The 20057-nt window shown below is 41.9% G+C and carries 22 protein-coding genes; 5 read left to right on the top strand and 17 right to left on the bottom strand.

The window, feature by feature from the left end:
- Positions 1-80: 80 nt before the first annotated feature.
- Complete coding sequence (locus MOJ78_RS16900) at positions 81-1463, bottom strand: class II fumarate hydratase (protein WP_304978501.1); 1383 nt, start codon at positions 1461-1463, stop codon at positions 81-83.
- Positions 1464-2041: 578 nt separating this feature from the next.
- Positions 2042-2452 carry a hypothetical protein gene (locus tag MOJ78_RS20970; RefSeq protein WP_370529729.1) on the bottom strand — a complete coding sequence of 137 codons (411 nt, stop codon included), beginning with the start codon at positions 2450-2452 and terminating at the stop codon, positions 2042-2044.
- Positions 2453-2648: 196 nt separating this feature from the next.
- On the opposite strand from MOJ78_RS20970, the gene MOJ78_RS16910 reads away from it, so the two are divergent.
- Complete coding sequence (locus MOJ78_RS16910) at positions 2649-3536, top strand: alpha/beta fold hydrolase (protein WP_370529730.1); 888 nt, start codon at positions 2649-2651, stop codon at positions 3534-3536.
- A gap of 6 nt (positions 3537-3542) precedes the next feature.
- Here the strand turns inward: MOJ78_RS16910 and MOJ78_RS16915 are convergent, their stop codons facing one another.
- Positions 3543-3857, bottom strand: a complete 315-nt coding sequence (locus tag MOJ78_RS16915) for a hypothetical protein (RefSeq protein WP_304978502.1) — start codon at positions 3855-3857, stop codon at positions 3543-3545.
- 67 nt (positions 3858-3924) lie between these two features.
- Between MOJ78_RS16915 and MOJ78_RS16920 the strand changes: the two genes are divergently transcribed.
- Complete coding sequence (locus MOJ78_RS16920; protein ID WP_304978503.1) at positions 3925-5112, top strand: CapA family protein; 1188 nt, start codon at positions 3925-3927, stop codon at positions 5110-5112.
- A gap of 47 nt (positions 5113-5159) precedes the next feature.
- Here the strand turns inward: MOJ78_RS16920 and MOJ78_RS16925 are convergent, their stop codons facing one another.
- The 3 genes from MOJ78_RS16925 to MOJ78_RS16935 all read right to left on the bottom strand — a co-directional run bounded on the left by MOJ78_RS16925 (position 5160) and on the right by MOJ78_RS16935 (position 9023).
- On the bottom strand, positions 5160-6488 hold the full coding sequence (locus tag MOJ78_RS16925; RefSeq protein WP_304978504.1) for a Na+/H+ antiporter family protein: 1329 nt from the start codon (positions 6486-6488) through the stop codon (positions 5160-5162).
- A 539-nt stretch (positions 6489-7027) separates the two neighbouring features.
- Entirely contained in the window at positions 7028-8527 is a 1500-nt protein-coding gene (locus MOJ78_RS16930) for a leucyl aminopeptidase (RefSeq protein WP_304978505.1), read from the bottom strand.
- 109 nt (positions 8528-8636) lie between these two features.
- On the bottom strand, positions 8637-9023 hold the full coding sequence (locus MOJ78_RS16935) for a DUF309 domain-containing protein (RefSeq protein ID WP_304978506.1): 387 nt from the start codon (positions 9021-9023) through the stop codon (positions 8637-8639).
- Positions 9024-9125: 102 nt separating this feature from the next.
- On the opposite strand from MOJ78_RS16935, the gene MOJ78_RS16940 reads away from it, so the two are divergent.
- Together MOJ78_RS16940 and MOJ78_RS16945 are read left to right on the top strand one after the other, a co-directional pair.
- Positions 9126-9611, top strand: a complete 486-nt coding sequence (locus MOJ78_RS16940; RefSeq protein WP_304978507.1) for a divergent PAP2 family protein — start codon at positions 9126-9128, stop codon at positions 9609-9611.
- Between the two features lie 58 nt (positions 9612-9669).
- Positions 9670-10488, top strand: a complete 819-nt coding sequence (locus MOJ78_RS16945) for a cobalamin-binding protein (RefSeq protein WP_304978508.1) — start codon at positions 9670-9672, stop codon at positions 10486-10488.
- A 64-nt stretch (positions 10489-10552) separates the two neighbouring features.
- Here MOJ78_RS16945 and MOJ78_RS16950 read toward each other — a convergent pair whose 3' ends face one another.
- The 5 genes from MOJ78_RS16950 to MOJ78_RS16970 all read right to left on the bottom strand — a co-directional run bounded on the left by MOJ78_RS16950 (position 10553) and on the right by MOJ78_RS16970 (position 13993).
- The gene (locus MOJ78_RS16950; protein ID WP_304978509.1) at positions 10553-11248 is read right to left on the bottom strand and encodes a 3D domain-containing protein; all 696 of its coding nucleotides are present in this window, start codon (positions 11246-11248) and stop codon (positions 10553-10555) included.
- 158 nt (positions 11249-11406) lie between these two features.
- Positions 11407-11739, bottom strand: coding sequence for a YuiB family protein (locus MOJ78_RS16955; protein ID WP_304978510.1), 333 nt, complete (start codon positions 11737-11739; stop codon positions 11407-11409).
- A gap of 146 nt (positions 11740-11885) precedes the next feature.
- On the bottom strand, positions 11886-12023 hold the full coding sequence (locus tag MOJ78_RS16960; protein WP_304978511.1) for a YuiA family protein: 138 nt from the start codon (positions 12021-12023) through the stop codon (positions 11886-11888).
- A 142-nt stretch (positions 12024-12165) separates the two neighbouring features.
- The gene (locus MOJ78_RS16965; protein ID WP_304978512.1) at positions 12166-12645 is read right to left on the bottom strand and encodes an NUDIX domain-containing protein; all 480 of its coding nucleotides are present in this window, start codon (positions 12643-12645) and stop codon (positions 12166-12168) included.
- Between the two features lie 148 nt (positions 12646-12793).
- Positions 12794-13993, bottom strand: coding sequence for an NAD(P)/FAD-dependent oxidoreductase (locus MOJ78_RS16970; RefSeq protein ID WP_304978513.1), 1200 nt, complete (start codon positions 13991-13993; stop codon positions 12794-12796).
- 492 nt (positions 13994-14485) lie between these two features.
- Between MOJ78_RS16970 and MOJ78_RS16975 the strand changes: the two genes are divergently transcribed.
- Entirely contained in the window at positions 14486-15478 is a 993-nt protein-coding gene (locus MOJ78_RS16975) for an NAD(P)/FAD-dependent oxidoreductase (RefSeq protein WP_304978514.1), read from the top strand.
- Between the two features lie 397 nt (positions 15479-15875).
- Here the strand turns inward: MOJ78_RS16975 and erpA are convergent, their stop codons facing one another.
- The 6 genes from erpA to MOJ78_RS17005 form a co-directional block, all read right to left on the bottom strand.
- A complete protein-coding gene (erpA, locus tag MOJ78_RS16980; RefSeq protein ID WP_370529731.1) occupies positions 15876-16247 on the bottom strand; it encodes an iron-sulfur cluster insertion protein ErpA in 372 nt (123 codons plus the stop codon).
- A 59-nt stretch (positions 16248-16306) separates the two neighbouring features.
- A complete protein-coding gene (locus MOJ78_RS16985) occupies positions 16307-16486 on the bottom strand; it encodes an aspartyl-phosphate phosphatase Spo0E family protein (protein ID WP_304978515.1) in 180 nt (59 codons plus the stop codon).
- Positions 16487-16580: 94 nt separating this feature from the next.
- Positions 16581-17456 (bottom strand): diaminopimelate epimerase, encoded by an 876-nt coding sequence (dapF, locus tag MOJ78_RS16990; RefSeq protein ID WP_304978516.1) that lies wholly within the window; start codon positions 17454-17456, stop codon positions 16581-16583.
- A gap of 14 nt (positions 17457-17470) precedes the next feature.
- Positions 17471-17701: a hypothetical protein gene (locus tag MOJ78_RS16995; RefSeq protein ID WP_304978517.1), complete on the bottom strand. Its 231-nt coding sequence runs from the start codon at positions 17699-17701 to the stop codon at positions 17471-17473.
- A gap of 177 nt (positions 17702-17878) precedes the next feature.
- Positions 17879-19096, bottom strand: coding sequence for a NupC/NupG family nucleoside CNT transporter (locus MOJ78_RS17000; protein ID WP_304978518.1), 1218 nt, complete (start codon positions 19094-19096; stop codon positions 17879-17881).
- Positions 19097-19695: 599 nt separating this feature from the next.
- Positions 19696-19932, bottom strand: coding sequence for a YuzB family protein (locus MOJ78_RS17005; RefSeq protein WP_304978519.1), 237 nt, complete (start codon positions 19930-19932; stop codon positions 19696-19698).
- Between the last annotated feature and the right edge of the window lie 125 nt (positions 19933-20057).

Genomic DNA, 20057 nt, shown 5'->3' on the forward strand with positions numbered 1-20057 from the left:
TCGGACTGTCCACAAAAGAAGCGTAGGATACCACGAATTTGCTGAAGGTGTTTCGTGTCACCTTTTGCAATGCTTTTGTACTACACAAGTTTTTCAGGATCGAGTAAATCTGCGGCTTCCTCTTCCGAAACAACTCCTTTTTCGATTGCAAGCTCTCTGACTGTCTTTCCAGTGCGAAAGCTCTCTTTCGCAATCTCGGCCGCATTCTCATAGCCGATTTTGGGATTTAACGCCGTCGCTAGTGCGAGGCTTTTTTCCATAAGCTCGTTCATCCGCTCTTCATTGGCCTGAATTCCTTTCACACATCTATCTGTGAACGTGTCCATACCATTAGAAAGTATCGTGATCGACTGCAGGACATTGTAACCAATGATCGGCATCATCGGATTGATCTCCAACTGACTTCCAATTCCAGCGGTTGTTACGCATGTATCATTTCCAATCACCTGTGAACAGATCATATAGAGATTTTCCGGAATGACGGGGTTCACCTTTCCTGGCATAATCGATGATCCAGGCTGGACGGCTGGTAATGTCAGTTCAGCAATGCCTGTTCTTGGTCCAGAGCTTAAGAGGCGGAAATCACTTGAAACTTTGATCAAGTGAATCGCCACTTCCTTTAGTGCATGACTGACACGAATGGACGCACCCGTATTCTGCATGAAGCTAAATCGGTTTTTAGGCTGTTTGAATGGGAGCCCTGTCGTATCTGCTACTGCACGAATCGCTCGGCCACTGTATTCCTTATGCGCATTGATTCCCGTTCCAACGGCATTTCCGCCAAGACCAATTTCATATAAAAACGGCTCCGCTTCCTTTGCACTATCGTAGGCGTTCCGTAAGCTTTGAGCATATCCTTCAAAAGCTTGACCCAACCGCATCGGTACTGCATCTTGAAGGTGGGTTCGTCCTGATTTTATAAAAGGATGGAACTCATCGGCCTTCGTTTCAAGTGCTTCAATCGTTTTCGTGATCGCAGGATAAAAAACACGGTTCAATTCTTCTGCAACCGCGATATTAATCGCCACATGAATGGTGTCATTCGTCGATTGTGCCATGTTGACATCGTCATTCGGATGAACGATTGTCCAGTCTCCACGTTCACCTCCGAGTAGTTCACACGCTCGAGATGCAATAACTTCGTTCGCATTCATGTTTTGAGACGTACCCGCTCCAGCCTGATACGCGTCGACTACGAATTCATCGTCAAAGCGACCATTCATAACTTCTTCAGCTGCATGGATGATTGCATTTGCTTTCTTTTCCTCAAGTTCTCCTATATCTCGATTGGCAATGGCAGCAGAGTGTTTAATGATCGCTTGAGCACGGATGAATGAGTGGGGCAAACGTAAGCCGCTGATCGGAAAATTTTCTACGGCACGTTGCGTTTGTGCACCGTAATATGCGTTTGCTGGTACTTTTACTTCCCCAAGGGTATCTCTCGCAATTCGATAGTTGTCCATCAATTGAAACTCCCTTCCAAATTAATGCATCTATTAAGTTTCATTCCACAATCCATCTTTTTAAAACCAATGGGCTCCAGGTGATTGGGTGAAATTGCCCGTATGGTTTTTGCCCCAAACTGTCCGCATGAACCTGACCATGAGGAAACGTTCCTACCACCTCGTTGCTCCAAAGGAAGAGTACTGATTTCGGTAGTGCGGGAAGGGATAAACCTTGGCAGGTGGTCTTTGGATCTTTCGATACTCTGTTCGATACCCTGCTCTCTTCCGTTCCAAAAACGTACGTTTCGATATGGGGCGTGGTGCAGACCATGCAATTGAATCCACATTAAGCCACGAATCATGTGTAATAAGCTCTCTTTTATAGTAATAACAATTTCCACTAGGATATTCTTCACAAATATAAATAACTGTATATCTAGAGTGCATACCGAACCTCCATCATCGCTTAGATATGTAACAGTCTGCCCAAAATTTGGATGAAACAATACGTTCATCATCTGTGCGCTTGTACCAATTTCTAGAGGACTAAAGAAAAGAGCTTGACACTTCAAGCCCTTTTCCTCATAGTTCCCTTCTTACCGGAAACGACCGTACCACCAGTAAGCACCACAGATCAGCAACAGTATGAAGAGGATGACAATGACAGCCCAGACCCAGCCTCCACCATATCCCCCATACGGATAGGGTGGGTATGGAGGATAAAATGGTGCTCCTCCTCCATATGGTGAAATGTTATATGGACTTTGTGCACCCGCTACTTGTGGTGTTTGGACACCTGCTACTTGACCATTTCCCCCGATTGGTAAACAATACATCAAATTTGCTGCGGGACCTGTCTGGGCTCCTGCGACCTGATTTACAGGAGGCCGTGGTGGCGGACCTGGATACGGCTTATAGTCTGGATAACAGCCATATGGTCGATCGGAGTCAGAAGCTTCCGCATTTGATTCGAAGTCGAATTCTTCGTTATCGTAATATTGAGGCATTCCCCTAAACCTCCTTATCGTTCTTCATAATAAAATATGTACCAACCTCGAAAAACGGAAGAAGGATATCCGCGGAAATGCGCCCTTTTTTTCAATTATTGGCTACATGAGGATGATTTGAATGGAAATCCTAAGAATGATCAATCAAAATTTCCAAACAAAAACGGTACTATAAATAGAAGAAGTGGTGGAACGAATGGAACTAAACGCTACAATGTCACCTGAAACACAAATCAATCCATCTAATCGAATACGGGTACAAAATGTCGACCTCTATTATGAAGAGTATGGGCAGCCAAGAAATGACACACCTACACTCATTATGATTCATGGCTTTTTAAGCTCGTGCTTCAGTTTTCGCAGGCTTATTCCGTTATTGCGAGAACAGTATCATATCATTGCAGTCGATCTTCCAGGCTTCGGTCAAAGCGAAAAATCACGGACCTTTTACTATTCATTAAAAAATTACGGTCAATTAATTGTCGATTTTCTGGATGCTTTGCAAATCCGGAATACGGTCCTGATCGGTCATTCAATGGGTGGGCAAGTCGCAATGCATGCTGGACGAATAGCACCGGACCGGTTTGAAAAGTTCATTTTACTCGGTTGCTCGGGTTACATTAAACGTCCAAGTCCATTTATCGTCCGTTGTTCGTACCTTCCGTTCTTTGTTCTCGTTTTAAAAAGATGGATCGAAAAGAAAGGGGTTCATGAAAACCTGTTGTTGGTCGTTCACAACCCCGAACTGATCAATGACGAGTTAATTGAAGGCTATCGAAAACCGTTTGATGATAAGGAAACGTTTCATGCGTTGGTTCGATTATTACGACACCGAGAAGGAGATATGCTGCCTGAAGAACTCCATGAAGTGGGTCAGCAGGTCCTGCTATTATGGGGAAAACATGACCGCGTCATTCCATTGCCTGTTGGAGAACGGATGGTAAAGGATCTTCCAAATGCCAAGCTGAGGATTTATGAAAATGCAGGTCACTTGTTACCAGAGGAAGTACCTGAAGAGATTAGCGAAGAAATCGGTTCGTTCATTACAAATGGAGGGGCAATAGGAAAGGGGTTGACCATATAAATCCAGTCACCCCAACATTCCTTCTTTTTCTAACAATAAAACAAGCTGTTCTTTTTCAAGATCAGTCAATTTGTACTCACAATCGACGCCTTCATTTTGAAGCACCATATCCATCACAGTATCCTCATCAATGACAACTAAAATCGAAGGTTCCGTCAATTCTTCTGGGATAGAGCCTTTCTCTAGCTCAAAATTTAAATAAACGTTTTTCCAATGACTTTCCTCGATAAATTCTGCGTTAACCGAAGAAAATACCCAATGTGAATAGTCTCCTAATCCAACTTTTATCAAACCAAACACCTCTTCTATCTTATTCGACATCAATCGACCAATTTACCCGCTATTTAATTTTATTTTTTGCATTACAATGGAATTAAGGGGGTTATTTATGAAAAAGGTCACAGTTATCTCATTGTTAGTTGTGTCATTTATCCTTTTTTTCATGTTATTCTTAAGCATTGGTTTATCCGGAACGATACTAAATAATTCGAATGACACCGAACCTCAAGCAAAAACTGAGCAACCAACGCCTGATCCACCCCAAGAACCGCCACCTGTTCAACCACCACCTGCTGAAAAAACAACCACTGTTGAGCTTATGGCGATTGGTGATATTTTAATCCACGACACTGTATACAATACCGCTTTGACTGATTCCAATCAATATGATTTTACACCGATGTTCGAAAATGTAAAACCTTATCTTCAATCCGCTGATATTACGATGGCAAACCAAGAAACGATGATTGGCGGAACGGAAATCGGAGTATCCACGTACCCTACCTTCAACAGCCCGTATGAAGTCGGGGATGCTTTAAAAAGTGTTGGTGTTGACATTGTAACGATTGCCAACAACCATACACTAGATCGAGGTGAAAAAGCTATCATCAACGCAATTGATCATTGGGATACGATTGATATGAAGTACACGGGCGCATATCGCTCATCCGAAGACCGTTCAACTATTCGTGTGATCGAGAAGAATGACATTGTGTTTTCATTCCTCAGCTATACCTATGGAACAAATGGAATTCCTGTCCCTGACGGAAAGCCTTATCTTGTTAACCTGATTGAACTTGATATCATAAAATCCGATATCAAAAAGGCTAATGAAAAATCAGATGTCGTTGTCGTAAGTCTGCACTTCGGTGATGAATACGAGCGATTACCGAATGATGAACAAAAACTTGTCGCTAATGAAGTTGCATTAGCAGGAGCAGACATCATCATTGGACACCATCCACACGTGTTGCAGCCACCCGCATGGATTGATCGCGCTGATGGAAGCCGTACATTCGTTGCCTACTCTCTCGGAAATTTTTTATCGGGACAGCGCTGGGATTATAAAGATATCGGCGGCATTATGCAAATTGAGATCGAAAAACATGTAAAAGGTGAATTCGAAACGATTACCTTGAAGAATCCATCGTTTTTACCAACATGGGTTGATCGTGATTTTATTGTCCATCCGCTCGTGAACCTACCTGACAAACAAAGTATGTACACAGAAATCAAAACTCACATGAGCAAATGGATTCCAGATATACACTACATTGATGATCAAAAGCAACGTTAAAGCAGGGTGTGGCAGGCTCAAAAACTTAGCTGTCACATCCCTGGTTTTTAAAAGATGATGGCAGCAATCCATCCGAAAATAAGGAGTGGGATATTATAGTGTAAAAACGTTGGTACACACGTATCCCAAATGTGATTGTGCTGTCCATCTACGTTCAGTCCTGCTGTCGGTCCAAGCGTACTGTCTGATGCTGGGGAACCTGCATCCCCAAGTGCCGCCGCAGTTCCAACAATCGCCACCGTTGAAAGCGGGCTGAATCCCAATTCTTGAGCGAGCGGGACAAAGATCGTTGCAATAATCGGGATCGTCGCAAACGAGGAACCGATTCCCATTGTCACGAGTAGTCCCACGAGCAGCATCATTAATGCCGCGATAACCTGATTCCCTGCAAAAAGGCTTGATGTCACTTCGACAAGTGCTTCAACATCTCCTGTCCTTCGCATCACCTCAGCAAAACCAGCAGCCGTAATCATCACAAAACCGATGAAGGCCATCATTTTCATTCCATCGGTGAAGATGACATCGGACTCTTTTATCGTAAAGGATCCACTCATGAATAAAATAATGATTCCGGATAGAGCACCCATGATCATAGACTCAGTCACGATTTGGACCGTCACGGTTGCAAGGATCGCACCTACTGCAAAAGTAAGCGACCGCTTCGTGTAGGTCGGCCGTTCCGAATTTGTGTTTTCATCCTTTGTCAGCTCTCTATTTTCGTAGCGACGGGATTTCCGGTACGAAACGAACAATGCGATAAGCAGACCAATCACCATTCCTGCAACAGGTAATAGCATTGCTTTTGGGATCATAGCTAGATCTACCGTCAACCCGCTTTTCGACATCTCTTCTTGTAAAATTTGATGGAAGATCAACCCGAACCCAACCGGAAGTAGAATATAAGGTGCTGTTAACCCAAACGTAATGGCAGAGGCAAGAGCACGCCGATCAACCGTCAGCTCGTTGAAGATCAATAGAAGAGGCGGAATCAAAATCGGAATGAAAGCAATGTGAATCGGGATTAAATTTTGTGAAAACACCGAAATCGTAATGATGATAAATAATAAGAAGACCTTCGACATCGACTTCTTTTTCGACTCTCCATTTTTTCCTGTTAGCTTAAGTGCGCTCGACACGAGTAATTCTGGCAAGCCTGTCTTAGATAGTCCAAGTGCAAATGCACCGAGAAGCGCATAACTTAAAGCAATCGTTGCACTTCCCCCAAGTCCTTCTGTAAAAGCAGCAATCGTTTTGTCGAACCCAAGACCGCCGCTAAGTCCACCGATCAGTGCACCAATAGCGAGAGCGAGTACGACCTGTATTCTCATTAAGCTCAAAACGAGCATGGCTAAAACCGCAATAACAACTGCATTCATGATGTAATCCCCCTGTTGACCTATATACTTTACTATGATAAATCACTAATGTACTAAAACAATGTACAATTTAACACGGATTTTGAATGCTGTCAACGAATTGAAGTTAGGGGGTTATTACCAATGGTTGCAACTGCCCTTTTGCGCTAAAAAATTTTAAAAAAGGTAAAAAAAGCTCAAATCGGAGCTTTTTTTGTTCAGATAATTGACATTGTGGTGCATTTTAAAAGAATTGAGTGGCTGTGAGGAGATATTTATGGAACCTTATACGTTAAAACAACTCCGGATGTTAATATTTCGACCACGAATCGAATTATATCAACCACAGAATATGATATATCGACCACTGAACACAATATATCGACCACGCATAGTAAAAAAGTCCTCATTCCAACAACATCCTCTACAGTTATTCGACCTCAGCGGAAGTTGATTCGATCTTACTTCGAATTAAACTGCACAGAAAACATAAAAAGAGACTGCCTAGTATCGGGGATGATACTTTTTCCCCTTAGGCAGTCATTTTTAAAAATCTAAAGTTATTTCGTTGCGAAACGCTCAGCTAGTTTGATGAGCGAGCGCGTCATGACGCCAGTTGCACCTTTTGGCCCAAGCGCATTCGCCTTATTATTGTACGCTGTTCCTGCGATGTCCAGATGGACCCAAGGGGTATCCCCAACAAATTCAGATAGGAATGCGCCGCCTTGTACTGGATGTGCTAAACGTCCAGCAGAATTCACGAGGTCTGCTACGTTACTGATTTTTAAAATCTTCGTATACGGTTCGAACAACGGTAGCTGCCAGACATACTCAGCAGTTGCCTCGGCACACTCGTTGAACAATCCGTGGAACTCGTCATCATTGGTCATGACGCCTGTCGCGATATCGCCGAGTGCTACGACAACGCCCCCTGTTAATGTGGCAAGGTCAACGATGTAGCTCGCACCAAGCTCTTTTGCGTACGTTAACGCATCAGCAAGAATTAGGCGTCCTTCTGCATCGGTATTTGTGATTTCAATCGTTTTACCGCTCATTGAAGTAATTACATCGCCCGGTTTCATCGCAGCACCGTTGATCAAGTTTTCACTCGATGGAATGACGAACATGATATTTACATCAGGCTTTATCCGTCCAATCGCTTCCATAGCACCGAGTACGGCCGCACTACCACCCATGTCGGACTTCATCTCGTGCATGTTAAGTGCCGGCTTTATTGAGTAGCCGCCAGCATCAAACGTCAACCCTTTCCCGACGAATGTTAAAACGTTATCCCAGTTTTCTTTCGCTTTGTATTTGACGACGATGAGCTTCGGATCCTGCTCTGAGCCTTGGCTGACTGCAAGCAATGCGCCCATTCCAAGCTCTTTCATATCTTCCTTTTCAAGTACATCGTATTCAAAGCCGTGTTTTTCAGCAATTGTAACAGCACTTTCAGCAAGGTCTGTCGGTGTTAGCAGGTTCCCAGGTGTATTCACTAAATCACGGGCTACATTCGTTCCTGCCGCATAAGCCACCCCATCATTAAGGCTGGCTTCAATGGAGTTGGTGTTTTCTTCTGTAAAAACGTTAACTGATTTAAGCGCATAACGTTTTTCGTTTTTCTTTTCCTTATAATCCTCAAATTCGTATGTTGCCATAACAAAAGCTTCTGCAAGCGCATGAGCCGTTTGTTCGTTTCCAACTTGCTCGGATGTGAACGAATCGAGCGCAACCGCTACATCATCATGCTTGCTTTCCTTCAGCTCTTTTGCTGCTTTTCCAAACGTATCACGCAGCTTACGGTATGTAAGATCTTTTTTTAGGCCAAGCCCTACGAAATAGATTCGTTTCGACCCTAAACCACCTAGCGTATGAATTTTTGTAACTTTTTTCAGCTTGGCAGAAAGGTCATCACTTTGGAAAAGTTCAGCTACCTGACCACTTAATTGCTCATCGATTTCCTCTACAATCCCAGTTGGCTTCTTGTCATCCTTAAAAATACCTACTAGTAAAGTGTTCAATTCATTTTTAAGGTTTAACCCGCTATTGACTGTGAACATCTAATTCCCCCTCATTTATTTCTTTATGCTTTAAAAGTACTAATCAAAAAGCCGACAAATTTTTATTACTTTTTGAGTTTCCTCTATTATATCGAAATATTTCGATAACCTAAACATCTTCACTTAAATATAACAAAATTTCAGGCAGTTTGGGGAGTTCATTTACTCGTTCGTATGGAACCGAATCAATATCAAGCGGGATTCGAGCCAAACAAGTTTTCAAATAAGTATACACATCGGTAAGGTCGAGCCCCCAGTATCCGGGTGAATACGGCTGTAAATATTCGTTCGCTTTCCGAAACATCATCCGTGCACCCTTTACATTTCCATATTCATAATGATAGATCGCCACCGACATTTGCAGCAGTCCTTTTAAAAATACATTTTGTTTATCTGTCATCCATATTTCTTCAAGCAAGTCATGGCACGTGTAATAATCACCTTCATTAAAGTGAACAAAAAACTGATAGTATTCAAGTGGGTAATCTTCAGGCATCAAACTCCCCCCTCTCTTTTCAAGGCTTAGATCGTCTCATTACTGGGTATTTATAAATATGTTACACTAAAACAAATCGAATCACGAAAGGAAGTTACCTCGTTGGAAACGCTACTTTCAAACTTTCCACTCTGGTGTTCTATTTTTGCGATATTGTTCGCCCAATTTATAAAAATACCAATCATGTTCATTTCTTCGAGAAAACTTGAATGGAGCCTGTTTTTCAGTACGGGAGGAATGCCCAGTTCACATTCGAGTGGTGTAACGGCTTTAACGACTTCAGTCGGATTAGTTGAAGGCGTCGGATCAACCATATTTGCGATAACGGCGGTATTCAGCATCATCGTCATGTATGATGCCAAGGGTGTTCGTTGGCATGCAGGAGAACAGGCAGCCGTACTTAATAGTCTCGTTCGTGATTTTCAAAAACTCACGACTGAAATTAAAAACTGGCCAAAAAAAAATGATGAAGAAAAACGGTTAGAGCTTAAAGAGTTACTCGGGCACCGCCCTAGCGAAGTGTTTTTTGGAGCAATACTTGGGATATTCCTGAGCTTTGCTTTGTACTTTGGGCTTGGATCAGTGTAAAAACGTTTAAAGAGTAACCTTAACTACACATCTAATCATGGAATAGGGGGAGAAAAATATGCGGATTGTTTCCATTTGCCCAAGCAATACTGAACTAGCTGCCTATTTGGGCCTTACATCCTCTCTTGTCGGAATCGATGATTATTCGGATTGGCCTGATGAAGTTCAATCACTGCCTAAGCTTGGACCGGATCTTGATATAGATATGGATCGGGTTGAATCGTTAAAGCCTGACCTTGTGCTTGCATCCTTAAGTGTACCGGGAATGGAGAAAAATATTGAACGTTTGAATGAGCGAAACATTCCTTATCATATATTTAATCCGAATACCCTTGAGGAGATTGCGGAGGATCTGAAAACTCTTGGAAAACTGACGGGTATTGAAGAACATGCAGCTAAGGTTGCGGCTGAGTTTTTAAAAGTGATTGAAAAGTATCGTAGCATATCGAGGACAGTAACCGATCGTCCATCGCTTTACTGGGAATGGTGGCCGAAACCTGTTTTCACTCCAGGGGGACAGAATTGGCTGACGGAAATAAGTAGCCTTGCTGGAGCTGAAAATTGTTTTCAGGATGTTGATAAGGCGAGTGTAGAGTCCGATTGGGAATACGTGCGTAACCGTGAACCGGATCATGTCTGTCTTGTTTGGGTTGGGGTACAAACGAAAAATGTAAAACCCGACTTACTCTGGAAACGCCCAAACTGGGACGAAATGAAAGCCCTTCGAAATAATAATGTCCATGTGCTGGATGAGCCTTTCTTTTGCAGGCCATCTCCGAGATTGTTGATTGGACTGCAAAAAATTGCCGCAATCCTCCATCCGGAAAAATATCCAGCTTTTAAGCTTGAGACTGAAGATCCACTTTTAAAAAGTTGAATCATAAATGTAGAGGACCAAAGCAAGGTATTGCATCTGCTTTGGTCCTCGGATCATCTTCATATTAAGTATCCTCTGGCGGCTGGAACATTTGCTCTCTGAAAACCTGCATTGATTTTTGCTCGTTTAAAGCGGTCAGCTCTTTTTCCGAAATGCTTCCGTCACCCATTTTAATTACATAGACGTGAAGGTTTTGCTTACCCCACTTTTCATAGACATCTTCAACCGTTTTATAATAGAGGTCGATTTTGTGGCTTTTGATCGCAGAACCCGTATCAGCGACGACCCCATAGCCGTATCCAGGAATGTACAATATACTGCCAATCGGAAAAACCGATGGATCTGCTGCAATCGTCGAATACAAATCTCTCCGAACCTTCACACCTGATTTTGTAATTCCATAAGCAGGGTGGCTTTTCTTCTTACCTGTAGACTCGACCCCGGCAGTATAACCCGTCGCTACAACCTTTACTTTCGGATATTGCTCCCAATCTAACTGCTCCAGCGTTTTAGCCTGTGCGGTCTCGGATGATAGTTTCAAGGTTTGATTTGTAGTGCTTAATAATGACTTAAACATAAGGCCTGTCTTCTTTTTCACACTGCTGAAAACTTCTGTATCGATTGTAATATGTTTTTCATTCGCCCACTGCACAATACCGGAGGCTTCTACACCAGATATTTTTCCGACCGTTGTCAGCAAAGCCGCTGCGAATAGAAAAGTCATAAGAGTGCGTCTTAATAATGTTTTAGAAATCTGCATCTCTTCACTCCTCTCAAGCTAATCCTTTCCAAAACGACTAGCTATTATTCATGAGAGGGAAAAATAGTTCAAAATATACAGAAAATTCGATTCGCATTAAGAACCAAAAAAAATTGACCCACTAGTAGCGAGCCAACCTAAGTGATTTTTCAATTAAGCTAAAACATCTGGTATCCTCGGACCCTCAACATTCTGATTGCTACGCCAGAGAGAATTGCTCCGACAAGCCCGAAAATAAGCACGAATATATCCGAAAAATGCAAGAGCACAAAGCTTTCCGCAAGCTTAGAAAATGTAACACCTGGTTCTGAAAAATATTGAAAAAACTCCACGTTGTCAACAATCATGATCACGACTACTGGATAAATGACAGCCATAATCCAAGTCATTCTTAATAGCATATTCAATAAAAAGCCGATTCCAAAAAACAAGATCATAAATAAGAGCATTGAAATGATCAACGTCGGAATAGTCAACGGCAAATTAGCCATAATGGTCACCCCTCTTTATCCATTGACTAGTTTACTTTATTTCAACCATGAGCGTCAATGACTTGCATTAGGGGGCTCCACATTTAAACCTGAGTGTTCATAAAGAATTCATCATTTTGATTCTAACCTATTGATGAGTGCTTTTCCTAAGCGTGCTTACGCCCACTTCCACCACAGCGGTCACATGTTTCTGATCCGCCTAGTAGCAATTGGAAGTAACCTGTTCCCTTACAATATTGACAATTTTCTGTACGAGGGTTGCCTAGCTTTTGCTTTTGATTCATGGTAGTCACCTCTTTTAATTGAATTTTCAGATAATACTATCAGCTTTTAAGTTATTTGAAAAATCTGATTTTTGACGATATACGTTCATGTAAACGGATACAACAAGCTCTTTCTCTTTTATATTCTGTTTTTCGAATGATTTTAATACATATTGAAGATTTTATAACTCGTATAGCTGAATTGGTCTCCTGGGTTAAGAGGATGTACTGAAAAACCTTTCGTATCAGTCGATTCTAGGAAAAATCGAATCAATAAGGAAGAGTCCCGATCTTTTAATAAAGCGTCCGCAGTTTGAAAAGATACCTCAGAAATTTCACTTTCTTGCGGATTCAGCTCACCTCCAACTGCCTTCATCATAAAAACAATCATATTATCGCTGATCGTCTCTCGAATTACACCGGAACGGATTCCTGCAATTCCTGAAACATCCGCTACGATACCGGTTTCCTCAAACACCTCTCTTTTCACCGCTTCATCAATTGTCTCCCCTTCTTCCACAAAGCCAGCTGGAAAGGACCATTTTCCTTTCAGACCCCCATACTTCTTTTTTACGACGAGCCACTGGTTATTATGCTCAACAATCCCCGATACCGCGAGCCAAACGTTTTTCCTTTTATCCATTTTCTCCTCCTCCGACTATGTTGTATGTAAAAAATGACTCAATTAGAAAGCCAGACACCGTCAATACGAGCATTGTTATAAAAACATATGCTATACCAACTCGGAAATGTCCAACTCCTAATGAGTCATAGATTAACGTATGATTCAATTAAAATAGCTTCAGTTTACCCTTTTTCACAACAAGTGGTATTCCGCCGAGTAAGAAGAGATAACGGTTATCGATTATCTTTTTCATAGCCGCTGCTGTTGCGCCATATAATTTCTTGTTTCCAACCTTACCGATTGCTTCGCCTTTACCGAGAGAGGCTACGGTACCTTTAATTTCTGGTACAAACCCTTCCGTCTTACCACCGTTGATGATCGCTTTCATGTTACGAGCAACAGTGAATGCTTGTTGGATCGCAATTTGGGCTGTTGGAGGGAATGGCCGGTTGATCTCCTCATTAATGATCAATGCACAATCTCCAACGATGAAGATGTGATCATGACCAGGAGCGCGTAAGTCTTTCTCAACTTTAATACGGCCTCTCATCGTTTCGAACCCTGAGTTTTCAACGATTGAATTTCCGCGGATACCTGTAGTCCAAACGATTGTATCAGACTTGATTTCTCCCTCTTCAAGAACGACACCGTCTTCGGTAACTTCTTTAATCGGCGTACCTAGCATAAATTCAACACCTTTACGCTCAAGTAAGTTAACCGCATACTCAACTAGTTCTTCATCAAACCCTGGAAGTACGGTAGGAGCCGCTTCCGCACAGATCAGGCGTACCTTTTCACGTGGTACATCGTATTCTGCACAAAGCTCTGGAATGCGATCAGCCATTTCACCAATGAATTCAATCCCTGTAAATCCTGCACCCGCAACAACGATGGTAAGCATGCTGTCAGAAGGGTTTGGCTCGTTGTTATAGCTTGCAAACTTATATTCAATATGTTCTTTTATTTCACGAACTGTGTTGACACTGCGAATGTTAAACGCATAGTCTTTTACTCCAGGAATTCCGAACGTTTCCGATTCAAAACCAAGACCAATCACGAGATAATCATAATTGAGTTCTCCATTTTCTAACTTGACCGTCTTGCTTGCATCATCAATCGAAACAACTGTATCTTGAACAAAATTAACTCGATTTGTATCAATGACTTCTTTAATCGGCATACGCGTACGATCGTGATGCATTGTTCCTGCTGCCGGCTCGTGAAGCCATGTTGTTTGATAGTGATAATTATGTTTGTTTACGAGTGTGATTTCAGCCTCGTTCATACCGAGCTCTTTCGTTAAACGAGTGGCTGTCATAATTCCACCGTACCCAGCTCCAAGAATAACAATATGTGGTCTGCTCATAAGATCCCATCCACCTTTTCTTAAATAGTAGTATTCCGGACAAAGCTCTATTGTTATACAATTCCGAAAAGTTTGTTACGTATTTCACGTACTAGTACGCAAAATGTCACATTTTCTCCATTTTTGTCCCACATTTAATCATAGTCCTTTTCCAAACACTTTTCAACCTAATCTTGTGATTATCCGAGCCTCTTTGAAGCGTCCTTTCAAAAAGGAGACGAATCAGATAAGACGTACAGGAAGTTCGACTATAAACGTTACGTCCTGGAATAACATGGAACGGACCCACATCGGGTGAACCCATGGCACGACCGCTTTTGAGGAAGGCAACTGCTTTAAAACATTTTAGCAGCCTTGCACCGCGAAGCCTAGCCTCGGTGCATTTACTTGTAGACGTTTTTGAACATCCTTTATGTAAAACAGTTTGTCCCTTTTCTTAAATCATTATAAAGCTTATAATAGAAACAACAGTTAACTGGGGGTGTAATACATATGACCGAGCAACATGATGTCTACGACGTGACGATCATCGGCGGTGGCCCGACTGGGTTGTTCACCGCATTTTATGGAGGAATGAGGCAGCTTAAAGTAAAAATCATCGAAAGTATGCCTCAGCTGGGAGGCCAATTAGCGGCACTATATCCTGAAAAATACATATATGATGTAGCAGGATTTCCAAAGGTACTCGCACAGGATCTCGTAAACAATTTAAAGGAACAGGCTTTTCAGTTCCATCCTTCTGTTGCCTTGGAGCAATCCGTTCAAAAGGTGGAAAAACAAGAGGATAACGTTTTTAAATTGACGACGGACAAGGAAGTCCACTATTCAAAGGCAGTTATTATTACTGCTGGCGTAGGAGCCTTTCAACCTCGTCGGTTAGAGCACGACAATGCGAAAGGCTTTGAAGGAAACAACCTTCACTATTTTGTAAACGACATCAATGCATTTGCTGGTCAAAACGTAGTTGTATGTGGCGGAGGAGATTCTGCCATTGACTGGGCAAATATGCTAGAACCCCTTGCAAAAGAAGTAACATTAACACACCGCAGAGAAAAGTTTCGTGCACACGAGCACAGTGTTGAACAATTGATGAGTTCAAAAGTCAACATCAAGACTCCTTATCAGATTAAAGAATTGATTGGCGATGGCGATCGTGTCAAGCAGGTTGTTTTAAAAGAGGCAAAAGGTGACGAAGAAGAAGTCATCGAATGCGATTCTTTAATCGTCAACTATGGATTCATTTCATCACTCGGTCCAATTAAGGAATGGGGCTTAGACATCCAAAAGAACTCGATCGTAGTAAACTCTCGTATGGAAACAAACATACCAGGTATCTATGCAGCTGGAGACGTTTGTACATATGAAGGAAAAGTAAAGTTGATTGCGACTGGTTTCGGTGAAGCACCGACAGCAATCAATAACGCAAAATCCTACATCGATCCGAACGCAAAAGTACAACCAATGCATAGTACAAGCTTGTTTTAATCGGAAAAGGGACTGATCCACAGGTAATTGGGTCAGTCCTTTATTATCATCACATATTGTAATAAAGCAAGAAAATTAATAATCCTATAATCGGAATCCCCAGAACTAATCCGTACGTAAAGTAATTGATATTGGACAGCTTGCGGTCACGTGCCGTTCTATCATCCATGTTAACGGTCAACTCCTTTCAACAATTAGTATGACCGAATCCATGGATTTTTTATTACTCTAATTAAAGCTAATTCATAGTTCATCTACTTTAAACCTCTAATTAATTTCCACAATTTTCAATAACATTTTACTTATTTTCACGTTGTTTGATCAATAAAAACCGGCTTCCTTTACGTTAGAATAACGCTTGGAAAACCGGTATATTTCAATATTTATTTGGTCTTGCCTAGCATTCCTCTGGTGTACCTGTGTTTGTGGCCGTTTTGAACGAAGAGCCGCAACCACATGAAGCAATTGCATTCGGATTATCGATCGTGAAGCCACCGCCCATCATGTTTTGCTTATAATCAATGATCACACCTTCAAGGATTTTCTTGCTTTCCGGGTCGACAATGACTCCAATTCCATGCTGTTCAAACTTTGTATCGCTTTCCTTTACCTCTGAGTCAAAGCCCATCCCATATGAAAGGCCGCTACAGCCTCCACCTTGAACTCCGACACGAAGAAAGAGGTTTTCGTCTTCTTCAGCAGCCATCATTTGCTTTATTTGATCTACGGCAGATTCTGTGATGGTAATCACTTGAATCACTCCTTTCATACTCTTATCCCTAGTATACAGGGGAGCTAAGTGAAGCTCAACCGTCGTCGACTTTACCTTTAGACGTTTTGTTTTAATCGTAAAAGGTCATTGTGCTTTCTGTCAATTTCCTGGCTATAGTACAACACTTTTGGGTGATTCAACCCTAGAACGCTTGCGGTACGAATCATCTCTTTACGCAAACATTCGATATGTTCATTATAATTTTTGAACAGTTCCCGATTAGATGTTGTTAACATTCGTCACCACTCCTGGGGGCATTTACACATTAGCTTTGTTCGTACTTAGACTTTTGGTATTCACATGTCGAGTTAGCCTTTCGAAATTCATCTACTACTTATTATAATAGTAGGTTCCTTCACAAATGGTGACAGCAGGACCAGCCATTAACACCTCTCCCTGTGCCGTCCATGTAACGAACAAATCACCGCCGGATAAGTGTACGGTTACCTCCTGATCGCGAGTTGTTTTTCCATTTAATACAGCTGCCACAACCGCAGCACAAGCTCCTGTACCACAAGCTTGTGTTATCCCGGATCCACGTTCCCAGACTCGAAAATGCAATTCTTTATTGTTAATTACTTCGACGAATTCAACATTTACCCCTTCTGGAAATACATGGTGTTTTTCTAGGAAAGGCCCGAATGTTCGAACTGGTGCTTTATCAATATCTTTAATAAAAAAGACTGCATGTGGGTTTCCCATCGATACCCCTGTCATTTTCCATTCATGGTCCTTCATTTCAGGAAAAACAACTTCAAGCGTTTCGTTGATTATTTGGTCATCCGGGCTGCCCGCCATTGGTAAATCGGAGCGCTTCAATCGAGGTTCACCCATATTAATGGTGACCATCACCTCATCGGTTTTAGAAGGATGTACAGTCGCGTGAACATTGCCACCTAGCGTTTCGATCGTAAATGTATCTTTATCCACGATCGCATGTTCGAAAACATATTTTGCGACACACCTTAATCCATTCCCGCAATTTCTCGCTTCTGAACCATCGTTATTGAAAATCCGCATCTTCACATCTGCTTTTTCTGAAGGGCAAATAAGGATGAGCCCATCGGAACCAATTCCAGTGTTAGGGTTGGATACATCGATTGCAATTGAGGAAAGAAGGTTTTCAGATAAGCGTTCATGAAAAAGGTCTACGTAAATGTAATTGTTCCCGAGTCCATGCATTTTGGTAAACTTGAATTGATTCACCGCCTCATCCCTCCTTACCGTAATTGTTCCGTCGTCCAAAAATAATCTTCGTCCGCCCTCAAAATCGTCATTTTCGAATGACAGCAAGGCATGATCAAATGAGTTTTGATCCCTTCCTTTGCTTGATCAAGATCTTCTTCTTTTAATGAGGTTAGTATATTCTCCGTTTTGCAATACGGACATTGCTGGATGTAAATGTCCTTCATCATCTTTTCATAGGGCCATGTAGTCCGGAATGAAGACATGTTTTCCCCTCCCGCCCTTTTCTACTATATTTTCTTAGTATAATCAGCTTTTTATCATCTGACAATGAAGACACCCCAAACTGTGACAAAAAATTCACCGTAACGTCTTTGTAAAAATGAAAGAGATGACCCCGAATAGAAAGAGTCATCTCCATATTGGATTTTGATTGTCATTTTTTAGATAAGCATTCCGGCGATTGCGGCACTTAACAAGTTTGCAAGTGACCCTGCAATAATCGCTTTTAATCCAAGACGTGCGATATCCTGGCGTCGGTTTGGAGCGATTCCACCAAGTCCGCCAAGTAAGATCGCTAATGAAGAAAGGTTTGCAAACCCGCATAGCGCAAAGCTGACTACAGCGACTGTCTTCTCCTTCAGCTCAGGAATTTCAGGTCCGAATGCAGAAAACGCAACGAATTCGTTCAGTACGAGCTTTTGACCGATAAAATTCCCTGCACGAACCGCTTCGTCCCATGGAACACCGATGATAAACGCGATTGGCGCAAAAACATATCCAAGGATTAGTTCAAGAGATAATCCTTCTATACCGAACCAACTACCGACCCATCCAAACAATCCATTAAGCAAGGCGATTAAGGCTATAAACGCAAGTAGCATTGCCCCAACGTTGAGTGCAAGCTTCAGCCCATCCGAAGCACCACGTGCGGCTGCATCAATCACGTTAACCGCTTCTGTATCTCTTTCCATTTTGATTTTACCAGCTGTTTCAGATTCTTCGGTTTCCGGGATAATGATTTTTGCCATAATAAGTCCGGAAGGTGCGGCCATAAAGCTTGCTGCTAAAAGATATTCAAGTGGAACACCGAGTAAGCTGTAGCCGATTAACACTGAACCAGCAACGGAAGCCAGTCCTCCAACCATAACTGCAAAAAGTTCAGAGTTAGTCATTTTCGCAAGGTATGGACGGATGACTAGCGGTGCCTCTGTTTGTCCGACGAAAATGTTGGCAGTTGCAGAAAGTGATTCCGCTTTACTGGTGCGGAGCAGTTTCGAAATTGCTCCACCGATAATTCGGATGATCCACTGCATAATCCCTAAATAATAAAGAACCGCGATTAATGAGGAGAAGAAGATAATGATCGTCAATACTTGAAAGGCAAAGATAAAGCCCAAGCCACTCTCTTCAGCAACCAGTCCTCCGAACAAGAACTTGATTCCCTCATTAGCAAAGTTAACAATGTTTTGTACACGAGCGGAAAGCCATTCTATTCCAGCTTGTCCGGCTTCCCACTTTAAAACGATAAAGGCAAAGCCAATTTGAATCGCCAGTCCACCAAAAACCGTTCGTGGACTAATCCCTTTTTTATTGTTTGAAATTAGAAATGCAATAAGTAAGATTGTTAAAATTCCTGCGGTACCCCACAAAATTTGCATACGTGTTCACTCCCCAGATGTGTTTATGATTTTGTGTAAAACGAAAACGCTTTCTTTATGGATCGATGTACGTTGTCAGACATCTAACGTTAAACCATTACTTAATGTAACAGAAATCGATAAAAACTCAAGAGATATTTCTTACATTACTTCTCCAATATTTACTATACATTTTCCGGTAAGAGCATTTTTATATGTAGGGTACCCTTTCACAGCCGAATAGTATCCCTTAATTTTAAAATGAAGCAACATGTAGGAATCTGATTGAAGATTTTCTCTCGTTCAAGACTAGTTAAAATGCATTTGGATAATAAAATGAACGATTACGAGGAATAAATCGAAGGATAAAGTACGTTTTTTGTGTAAAAATTCGTAAATCAGTCAGGAAAATCAATTTACGCGTGAGCTGATATGCCATTTTGGAAATTTATAAGCATTAACCTCCGGGACAAACGTTTATTCGGACACGGAATCCGATAATTCGGCTACGCATAGTAAAAAAGCCCTGAGTTCAGCACTACAACTACTCGCCGACATATGCAAAAGACTCATCAAGGGGCTACTCCTAGTCCCTTGATGAGTCTTTTAAGCTTGCTCTATTAAAACATCGGATTTTCTTCTAGATATTGATATATATTATCGACAAGTTCTTCTGGTGTTTCTGCGGGTACGTAATCACCATTTACAAGTGCATAGGGTGATTGAAAGCATTGACCACAGTTTCCCAGACATCCATATTCGATTACATCCAAGTTCGGGTCCTTTTCAAGTACTTCCCTTGCCCGTTGAGATCCGTTTGCCAAATTACTGACACAAAATTCGATGATCGGTCTCATATTCAACCACCTTCTTTCCATCCTATCCTACCGCCACACTACATTCCTAGTCAACTTCTTGAACCGACAGTGTCATTTTTTCACGGATTGTTGTAGATTTGTCACAATTTCGATATACTAAAAAT

Origin of the sequence: Alkalihalobacillus sp. AL-G (assembly GCF_030643805.1) — a bacterium.
In the GTDB taxonomy this organism is placed as follows: domain Bacteria; phylum Bacillota; class Bacilli; order Bacillales; family Fictibacillaceae; genus Pseudalkalibacillus.